Annotated in this window: 8 protein-coding genes; 3 read left to right on the top strand and 5 right to left on the bottom strand. The window is 72.0% G+C overall.

What is annotated here, in order from left to right; genetic code table 11:
• Nucleotides 1-447 precede the first annotated feature (447 nt).
• The 5 genes from ruvX to GB864_RS17170 form a co-directional block, all read right to left on the bottom strand.
• Nucleotides 448-918, bottom strand: coding sequence for a Holliday junction resolvase RuvX (ruvX, locus tag GB864_RS17190; protein WP_160426916.1), 471 nt, complete (start codon nucleotides 916-918; stop codon nucleotides 448-450).
• A 5-nt stretch (nucleotides 919-923) separates the two neighbouring features.
• Nucleotides 924-3,578, bottom strand: a complete 2,655-nt coding sequence (gene alaS / locus GB864_RS17185; RefSeq protein WP_160426915.1) for an alanine--tRNA ligase — start codon at nucleotides 3,576-3,578, stop codon at nucleotides 924-926.
• 70 nt (nucleotides 3,579-3,648) lie between these two features.
• Complete coding sequence (locus GB864_RS17180) at nucleotides 3,649-3,831, bottom strand: hypothetical protein (RefSeq protein ID WP_160426914.1); 183 nt, start codon at nucleotides 3,829-3,831, stop codon at nucleotides 3,649-3,651.
• Between the two features lie 226 nt (nucleotides 3,832-4,057).
• On the bottom strand, nucleotides 4,058-4,681 hold the full coding sequence (gene rpsD, locus GB864_RS17175; protein WP_160426913.1) for a 30S ribosomal protein S4: 624 nt from the start codon (nucleotides 4,679-4,681) through the stop codon (nucleotides 4,058-4,060).
• A gap of 217 nt (nucleotides 4,682-4,898) precedes the next feature.
• Nucleotides 4,899-6,338 carry a replication-associated recombination protein A gene (locus tag GB864_RS17170; RefSeq protein WP_160426912.1) on the bottom strand — a complete coding sequence of 480 codons (1,440 nt, stop codon included), beginning with the start codon at nucleotides 6,336-6,338 and terminating at the stop codon, nucleotides 4,899-4,901.
• Between the two features lie 259 nt (nucleotides 6,339-6,597).
• Between GB864_RS17170 and GB864_RS17165 the strand changes: the two genes are divergently transcribed.
• The 3 genes from GB864_RS17165 to GB864_RS17155 form a co-directional block, all read left to right on the top strand.
• Nucleotides 6,598-7,380, top strand: a complete 783-nt coding sequence (locus tag GB864_RS17165) for a peptidylprolyl isomerase (RefSeq protein WP_336604064.1) — start codon at nucleotides 6,598-6,600, stop codon at nucleotides 7,378-7,380.
• 91 nt (nucleotides 7,381-7,471) lie between these two features.
• Nucleotides 7,472-8,704, top strand: coding sequence for a DUF349 domain-containing protein (locus GB864_RS17160; RefSeq protein ID WP_336604063.1), 1,233 nt, complete (start codon nucleotides 7,472-7,474; stop codon nucleotides 8,702-8,704).
• A 109-nt stretch (nucleotides 8,705-8,813) separates the two neighbouring features.
• The coding region (locus GB864_RS17155) for a hypothetical protein (protein WP_160426909.1) at nucleotides 8,814-9,376 on the top strand (563 nt) is incomplete at its 3' end.

Here is a 9,376-nt window from a genome sequence, read left to right as displayed (position 1 = left end):
CCGGGCGGCGGACCGGGGCGCCGTCGGGCGGACCCGCCGGTCGCTGCGGCCGCGGTTCGGCCGGGCGTGGGACGGACGGCTGGGTTCCGGTCGTCCGGCGGGCCTGCTGCGGCACGCCCGGGTACGCGGTGTCGGGTTGCGGGAGGTACTGCGGCTGCGGCGCCGTCGAGGCGGCCGACGCCGGGATCGGCGCGGTGCCGGTCGGGAACGGCGGCGGCGGGACGGGCGTGCGCGGTGCGCCCGGCACGGGGCCGGCGGGTTGCGGGGCCGAAGTCGCGTCCTCGCGCTCCACGGCGGCTCTCGCCTCGGCTTCACGGAGTTCGCGTCGGGTCATCGGGCGTCCGGCGGACTGCGGCGGCCGCTGGACGGAGGCGTCGTTCCAGGGCGACGGCCGGGAACTGCCGTCGTCGGGGTTCGGACGCGTGCCTGGGGGCTGGGACACGGGCGTCAGGGCCTTTCGGTCGTTTCGACGAGTATGCCGCCTGGCGATCCCGACGCGCGCTCGGCGTCGAGGGCGTGTTGCAGGATGACGACCGCTGCGGCCTGGTCGACGATGGCGCGCTGCTGCTTCGCCTTCTTGCCGTTCGCCCGGAGCGCCTGCTGAGCGGTGACCGTCGAGAGCCGCTCGTCGACGAGGCGCACCGGGATGCCGAGGGCGTCCGCGAGTCGACCGGCGAAGGCGACCGCGTCATCCGTCGATGCCGTCGGATGACCCGACAACGAGAGCGGATGCCCGACGACCGCCTCGATCGCCTCGTATTCGGCCGCGAGGTCGGCGATGCGCCGGACGTCGGCGTCGCCGTCGGCAGCCCGCGCGACCGTCTCGACGGGCACGGCGAGGAGTGCGCCGGGGTCGCTGCGCGCGACCCCGACGCGTGCACGACCGACATCGATGCCGAGCCGCACTCCTGCTCGCATCGACGTCAGCCGATCTCCGCGCGGACGGCGTCGAGCGCCGCCGGGATCGCGGCGACGTCGGTGCCGCCGCCCTGCGCGAGGTCGGGCTTGCCGCCGCCGCCGCCGCCGAGGATGCCGGCCATGCGCTTCGCGAGCGCACCCGCGTTCGCGCCCGCGGCCCGGGCGGCCTCGGTCGTCGCGGCGATCGCGACGGGCTTGCCGTTCACCTCGGCCGTGAGCGCGACGACCGCCGCCTCGGCAGCGAGCTGCCCCCGCACACTCGTGACGAGCGAGCGCAGGTCGTCGCCCGAGGCGAGCGAGCCGACGTGCTCGGCGACGAGCAGGATCTCGCCGCGGCGGGTCGCGTTCGCCACGAGCGCCGGGATGCGCTGCGAGAGCGCCTGCGCCTCGAAGGCGGCGATCTTCTTCTCGGCGGCCTTGAGGTTCGCGGACAGCTCGCTGACGCGGTCGACGAGCTGCTCGGGGCGGGCCTTGAGGTTCGCCGACAGCTCGCTCACGAGGGCGCGCTCCGCGGCGAAGCGGCGGAACGCGTCGAGGCCGACGAGCGACTCGACGCGGCGGTTGGTCGCGCCGACGGAGGACTCGCCGATGAGGTTGATGATGCCGACCTCGGCGCTCGTGGACACGTGGGTGCCGGCGCAGAGCTCGCGCGACCACGGGCCGCCGATGTCGACGACGCGCACGACGTCGCCGTACTTCTCGCCGAAGAGCGCCATCGCGCCGAGTTCCTTGGCGTCGTCGAGCGCCATCTCGCGCGTGACGACCTCGAGGTTGTCGCGGATCGCGTTGTTGGCGATCTCCTCGATCTCGGTGCGGGTCTCGGCCGAGAGGGCCTTGTTCCACCCGAAGTCGAGTCGGAGGTAGCCGGCCTTGTTGAACGAGCCCGACTGGTGCGCGGACTGGCCGAGCACCTGGCGGAGCGCGGCGTGCACGAGGTGCGTGCCGGAGTGCGCCTGCGTCGCGCCGCGGCGGTAGTCGGCGTCGACGACGCTCGTCGCGGGCTCGCCCACGCCGACCTCGCCGCGCGCGACCGTCACGGTGTGGCTGATGAGGCCCTTGACGGGCTTCTGCACGTCGAGCACGTGGAGTTCGAAGCCGTCGCCGACGATGGCGCCCTGGTCGGGCGCCTGGCCGCCGGACTCCGCGTACAGGCTCGTCTCGGCGAGGATGATCTCGGCCGTCTGGCCCGCGATCGCCCGCTGGACGGGCACGCCGTCGACGAGGATGCCGAGGATCGACGAGTCGGTGCGGAGGTCGGTGTAGCCCGTGAAGACCGTCTCGCCCTTCGCGCGGAAGTCCGCGTAGACGGACAGGTCGGCGACGGCACGGCGCTTCGACTTCGCGTCGGCCTTCGCACGGGAGCGCTGCTCGCCCATGAGGCGGTCGAACTCGGTGCGATCCACCTGGATGCCCGCATCCTCGGCCGTCTCGAGCGTCAGCTCGATCGGGAAGCCGTAGGTGTCGTGCAGCAGGAACGCGGTGTCGCCCGGGATCGAGCCGGCACCGGCATCCTTCGCCTTGGCCACCGCGACGTCGAGGATGGTCGTGCCCGAGGAGAGTGTGCGGAGGAAGGTCTCCTCCTCGCCGAGCGCGAGCTGCGAGATGTGCGCGTAGTCGGTCGCGACCTCGGGGTAGGCCGACTTCATCGCGTCGCGCGATGCGGCGAACAGCGCGTCGAACGACTCGCCCTCGACGCCGAGCAGGCGCATGGCGCGGATGCCACGGCGGAGCAGACGGCGCAGGATGTAGCCGCGGCCCTCGTTCGACGGCGCGACGCCGTCGCTCATGAGCATGAGCGAGGAGCGCACGTGGTCGGCGACGACGCGCATGCGGATGTCGTCGTCGTGGTCGGCGCCGTAGCGGCGGCCTGAGAGCTCCGCGGCGCGATCGAGCACCGGTCGCACCTGGTCGGACTCGTACATGTTCTCGACGCCCTGCTTGATGAACGCGACGCGCTCGAGGCCCATGCCGGTGTCGATGTTCTTCTTCGGCAGGTCGCCGACGATGCGGAAGTCGGTCTTCGACTTCACGTCGGCGATCAGGTCCTGCATGAAGACCAGGTTCCAGATCTCGGTGAAGCGGTTGTCGTCGGCGATCGGGCCGCCGTCCCTGCCGTACTTCGGGCCGCGGTCGAAGTAGATCTCCGAGCACGGGCCGGCGGGGCCGGGCTGACCGGTCGACCAGTAATTGTCGTCGAGGCCCATGCGCTGGATGCGATGCTCGGGAAGCCCGGCGATCTTCTTCCAGAGCTCGGCCGCCTCGTCGTCGGTCTCGTAGACCGTCACCCACAGGTCGCGCTCGTCGAACCCGAGGCCGCCGTCGGCTTCGGCGGAGGTGAGCAGCTCCCAGGCGTACTGGATCGCGCCCTCCTTGAAGTAGTCGCCGAACGACCAGTTGCCGAGCATCTGGAAGAACGTGCCGTGGCGGGCCGTCTTGCCGACCTCTTCGATGTCGTTGGTGCGGATGCACTTCTGCACGTCGGCTGCTCGCGGGAAGGGCGGCGGCACGAGGCCCTGGAGATAGGGCACGAACGGCACCATGCCGGCGATCGTGAACATGACCGTCGGGTCGTCGGAGACGAGCGAAGCGGACGGCACGATCGTGTGGTCGCGCTTGGCGAAGAAGTCGAGGTATCGGCGAGCGATTTCGGCGGTCTGCATGGTTCCTGTTCGGTGTTCGTCGGCGCGATGGCGCCGGAGTGTACGGTGCGCCGCGGGCGGCGTCGGGAGGTCAGTCCCGACCGGCGAGTTCGGCTTCGCGCTCGTGGTAGCCGTCGGCGACGGCGCGGCTGAACGCGTCGGCCTTCGCGTTGACCGATTCGAAGAAGGCCCGACCGCTGTCGGTGCGGTTCACCTGGTGCGCGACGACGAACCCGGCGGCGACGCCGATCACGAACCACACGACGCGTTGCACTGGCGGGTCTCCCTTGCACTCGGATTCCGATGCGCCCGTGCGCATCACCGGCCCAGTCTAGGGCGTGCGAACGGGAGTCCGCCGCGAGGCGGCCGAGCACCCGCCGCACCGGTGCGGGCGCCGCGCGGGCCTCGCACGGTACCCGCACCGGCCGCGGAAACGACGACGGGGGCCGTGCCAATCCGGCACGGCCCCCGTCGGGGTGCGTCTCACGGACGCGTTCGCCTTAGCGAGCGGCGTAGTACTCGACGACGAGCTGCACTTCGCAGGTCACGGGGACCTCGGCGCGCTTCGGACGACGGACGAGCTGCGCCTGCAGCTTGTCGAGCTCGACCTCGAGGTAGCCCGGGGTCTTCGGCAGGACGTCGACGTGACCGCCGGCGGCCGCGACCTGGAAGGGCTCGGTGCCCTCGGAGCGCTGCTTGATGTTGATGTACTGACCCGGCTTCACGCGGAAGGAGGGACGGTCGACGATCTGGCCGTCGACGAGGATGTGGCGGTGCACGACGAACTGACGAGCCTGCGCCATGGTGCGGGCGAAGCCGGCGCGGAGCACGAGGGCGTCGAGACGCATCTCGAGCAGCTCGACCAGGTTCTCACCGGTCTGGCCGGAGGTGCGCTTGGCCTCGACGTAGGCGATCTTCAGCTGCTTCTCGCGGATGCCGTACTGGGCGCGGAGACGCTGCTTCTCGCGGAGACGGACGGCGTAGTCGCTGTCCTGCTTGCGCTTGGTGCGACCGTGCTCACCGGGAGCGTAGGGGCGCTTCTCCATGATGCGGGCGGCCTTCGGGGTGAGGGCGACGCCGAGCGCACGGGAGAGACGGGTCTTGCTGCGTGACTGGTTCGACACGTATGTCCTTTCGGAAGAATCTCAGAGGGGTTCAGGGCGCGAACGTGCGCCCGGAACTGTGTCAGAGGGATTCGCCAAGGGTGGATCGGCTACAGATCGCACCCGTTCGCCGGTGATCCCCTCGCAGCCGCGCTCGAGGATCTGGCTTCAGGCCAGCGTCCAGTTTAGCAGACGGATGCTCGGCGGCGAACTGCGCATCGGCTGGGAACGCCCCGCCTCACGAGGCGCCGCCGCGGGTGATGCGGCGGAGCTTCTCGAGCCGCGCCGAGATGTCGCGCTCGTTGCCGTGCTCGGTCGGGTCGTAGTAGGTCGCCCCCCGCAGGAGGTCGGGGAGGTACTGCTGCTCGACGACACCGATCGCGTCGTCGTGCGGGTACTTGTAGCCCTTGCCATGGCCGAGCCGTTTCGCGCCCGGATAGTGCGCGTCGCGCAGGTGCTTCGGCACCGGCCCGGCCTTGCCGGCGCGCACGTCGGCGATCGCGCGGTCGATGCCCAAGTACGCGGCGTTGGACTTCGGTGCGGTCGCGAGATGCACGACGGCCTGGGCGAGCGGGATGCGCCCCTCGGGCATGCCGATGAACTGCACGGCGTCGGCGGCGGCGACCGCGACGGGCAACGCGGTGGGATCGGCCATGCCGATGTCCTCGGAGGCGAGCACGATGATGCGGCGCGCGATGAAACGCGGGTCCTCCCCCGCCTCGATCATGCGCGCGAGGTAGTGCAGCGCGGCATCGACGTCGCTGCCGCGCACCGACTTGATGAACGCGCTGATGACGTCGTAGTGCTCGTCGCCGTTGCGGTCGTAGCGCAGCAGCGCGCGGTCGACCGCGCGCGCGACGATGTCGACGGTGACGAGCGGCAGTCCCGATCCCCCGCCGGCGCGTGCGTCCGAGGCATCCGACCCGTCGCCCGGGTCGCCCGGCGCGTCGCCGGCGTCGTCTCGATCCGCGGCCCCCCGGCCCTCCGCTTCGTCGGCGTCGTCCTCGGCCGCATCCGCTGCGCCGTCCGCGCCCGGGCGCGCATCCGCGTGCTCGGCCGCAGCGGCGAGCGCCGCCGCCTCGAGGGCGGTCAGCGCCCGGCGGGCATCGCCCGAGGCGAGCCGCACGATCGCGGCGCGCGCCGCATCCTCGAGTTCGACGGCCCCGTTCAAGCCGCGACGATCCCCGACCGCGCGGTCGACGAGCACGCCGAGATCGTCGTCGGAGAGCAATTCGAGCGTCAGCAGCAGCGAACGCGAGAGCAGGGGCGAGATCACCGAGAACGACGGGTTCTCGGTCGTGGCGGCGACGAGGATGACCCAGCCGTTCTCGACGCCGGGCAGGAGCGCATCCTGCTGCGCCTTCGTGAAGCGGTGGATCTCGTCGAGGAAGAGCACGGTCGAGAGCCCGTAGAGGTCGCGGCTCGCCCGCGCCTCCTCCATCACCTGGCGCACGTCGCGCACACCCGCGGTGACCGCCGAGAGCTCGACGAACTTGCGGCCCGACGAACGGGCGATCGCCTGGGCGAGCGTCGTCTTGCCCGTGCCGGGCGGGCCCCACAGGATGACCGAGACCGAACCGGTCGCGCCTGTGCGGTCGCCCGCGAGCGCCACGAGCGGGGAGCCCGGAGTGAGCAGGTGCCGCTGGCCGGCGACCTCGTCAAGGCTCGTCGGACGCATGCGCACTGCGAGCGGGGTCGCGCCCGACCGCAGGCCCGGCTGCTCAGCCACGGCGCACCCCCGCGGTGCGTGCGGCGGGCGCGCCGAAGCGGTCGTTCTCGGGGCGGATCATACTGCCAACGCTAGTCGCCGCCGCGGACAGGACGGCCCGGCCCGCGCACGATCCCGGCCCGATCGGCCGCGGCCGCCGCTTCCGCCCGGTTCGTCCCGCAGAGCGGCGTCCTCTACGATTCGGAACCAGCGAACCGAAGGAGCGAGGGTGGCCACGAACGACCGTCAGGCACGTCAGGAGCGCGCACGACTGCGCAGCTACAAGGCGCGTCAGGAGGTGCACGAGCACAAGGGTCGCCGCCGGGTGCGCGACAACGTCATCGCCGCGGTCGCCGGTGTCGTCGTGATCGGCATCGCGGTCGCCGCGCAGCTCCTCTACTTCGGCGCGGGCCCCGGCGCTCCCGAGGCCACGACGGCGGCGCCCACGACCCCGCCCGCGACGACCCCCGCCGCCGAGGGCAACACCGGCGACGTCCCGTCGGCCGACCTCGCCGACGGCCGTACCTGGACGGGCACCCTGCAGCTCAACGGCATCGACCTCGGCGTCGAGCTCGACGGCGCGGCCGCGCCGCAGGCCGTCTCGAGCGAGATCTCGCTCATCCAGTCGGGCTTCTACGAGGACGGCAACTGCCACCGCCTCACGACCTCCGGCATCTCCGTCCTGCAGTGCGGCGACCCGAACGGCGACGGCACGGGCGGCCCCGGCTACGCCTACGGCCCGCTCGAGAACGTCCCCGCCGACGACCTCTACCCGGCCGGCACCATCGCGATGGCCCGCTCCGACAGCCAATACTCCCAGGGCAGCCAGTTCTTCATCGTCTACGCCGACTCGACCATCGACGGCTCGACCGGCGGCTACACGGTCGTCGGCAAGGTCACGAGCGGCCTCGACGAGCTGCAGTCCGAGGTGATCGATGCGGGCGTCGCCGACGGCGCGACCGACGGCGCCCCCGCCGTGCCCGTCGCCATCACCGGTTTCACGATCGAGTAACGCGGCACCGAGGGCGGTCGAGGACTGCAATAGGCTGTACCGCACGTGTCCCGATCGGCGGATACGTGGAGTTCCATTTCAAGGTGAGGCCGTGACGGATTCAGCACAGCAGTCGTGGGGACGCGTCGACGAGGAGGGCAACGTCTACGTTCGCACCGGCGACGGTGAACGCGTCGTCGGCCAGTACCCCGACGGCACTCCCGAGGAAGCGCTCGCCTACTTCGAGCGCAAGTTCGCGGACCTCGCCGGCCAGGTCGGTCTGCTCGAGCAGCGAGCCCGTCGCGGCGCGCCTGCCGCGGACATCGCGAAGGCCGTGTCGACGCTGTCGACCGCGGTTGTCGACGCGCACGCCGTGGGCGACCTCGACTCGCTCACCAAGCGGCTCGAAGCCCTTTCGGGCACCGTCGGCGAGCTGACCGAGCAGCAGCAGGCCGAGAACAAGGCCGCGCTCCAGAGCGCCGTCGCGGAGCGCACGGCGATCGTGGTCGCCGCCGAGGAGCTCGCCGCGCAGGACCCCGCGAAGACCCAGTGGAAGCAGACCTCGCAGCGGCTCGACGAGCTCTTCGCCGCGTGGCAGCGCCACCAGCAGGACGGCCCGCGTCTGCCCAAGGGCGAGGCGAACGACCTCTGGAAGCGGTTCCGCACCGCGCGCACCACGATCGAGACGCGTCGTCGCGCGTTCTTCGCCGAGCTCGATTCGGCCCACCGCGACGTCCGTTCCCGCAAGCAGGCGCTCATCGAGCGCGCCGAGGCGCTCGCGCCGCGCGGCGCCGACGCGGTGCCCGAGTACCGGCGCCTGCTCGACGAGTGGAAGCTCGCCGGCCGTGCGGGCAAGAAGCTCGACGACCAGCTCTGGGCGAAGTTCAAGGCCGCCGGCGACGTGCTCTACCAGGCCAAGGCCGAGGTCGACGCCGTCACCGACGAGGAGTACCGCGAGAACCTCGAGCTCAAGCTCGCGATCCTGACCGACGCCGAGCCGATCCTGACCGACCGCGACCCGAAGCACGCCCGCAAGGCGCTCGGCGCGATCCAGGACCGCTGGGATGCCGTGGGCCGCGTCCCGCGCGACCAGGTGCGCAACGTCGAGGACCGCATCCGGAAGATCGAGACGCACGTGCGCTCGCTCGAGGACGAGCAGTGGCAGAACGAGGACCCGGAGAAGAAGGCCCGCTCCGAGGGCATGCTCGGCCAGCTCCACGACGCCATCGAGAAGCTCGAGAGCGAGCTCGCCGACGCGGAGCGCTCCGGCGACAAGCGTGCGATCAAGGATGCCTCGGAGGCCCTCGAGGCCCGTCGCGCCTGGCTCAAGGCGATCGGCGGCTGAGCCAGTCCCTTCCTCTGGAGAACCCCTCCCGCGTTCCGACGCCGGAGGGGTTCTCCACATTCCGGCGTCATCGCTCCCCCGGCGCCGCCCGCGGCCCAGGATGGAACCCATGCCCCGGCTCCCCGACGTGCTCACGACCGCCGATCTGCCCCTCGCCGAGCTCTGCGCCGCGCGCATCGACGGCGATCTCGTCCGGCTCGCCGCCGGTTGGACCGCGGTCGACGAGCCCGACCTCCGCGAGACCCGAGCGGCGGCGATCGCGGTCGACGTCCCCGGCGGATTGATCGCGGTCCGCTTCACCGCGGCCTGGGTGCACGGCGCCGTCGACGCCCCACCCGTCGTCGGGCAGTTCGCGAGCGATATCGCCAAACGCCGTTCGAGCATCCTCGCGCCGACCATCGAGCACTCGGAGCTGGTGCTGGCGAGCGGCGACCTCGCCCGTTACGCCGGAGTTCCCTGCACCACCCCGGAGCGCACCGCGTACGACCTCGCGCGCGACCGGCAGGCCGACGACGAACGGGTCGTCCCCGCGCTCACACGACTGCTCGCCGGGCGAACCGACGTCGCGGCGCGCGTCGCCGAGCGGCTCGACGTGCCGCATCTGCCGCATGCCGCGCTCGCCCGCGGCCGCCTCGCCGCAGCGCTGCGCCACCTCGCGGCCGGCCGCGCCTG

It is taken from the genome of Agromyces seonyuensis, from assembly GCF_009789225.1.
Taxonomy (GTDB): domain Bacteria; phylum Actinomycetota; class Actinomycetes; order Actinomycetales; family Microbacteriaceae; genus Agromyces; species Agromyces seonyuensis.
Note: the sequence above shows the minus strand (reverse complement) of the source record. Positions and strands in the feature narration are given on the sequence as shown.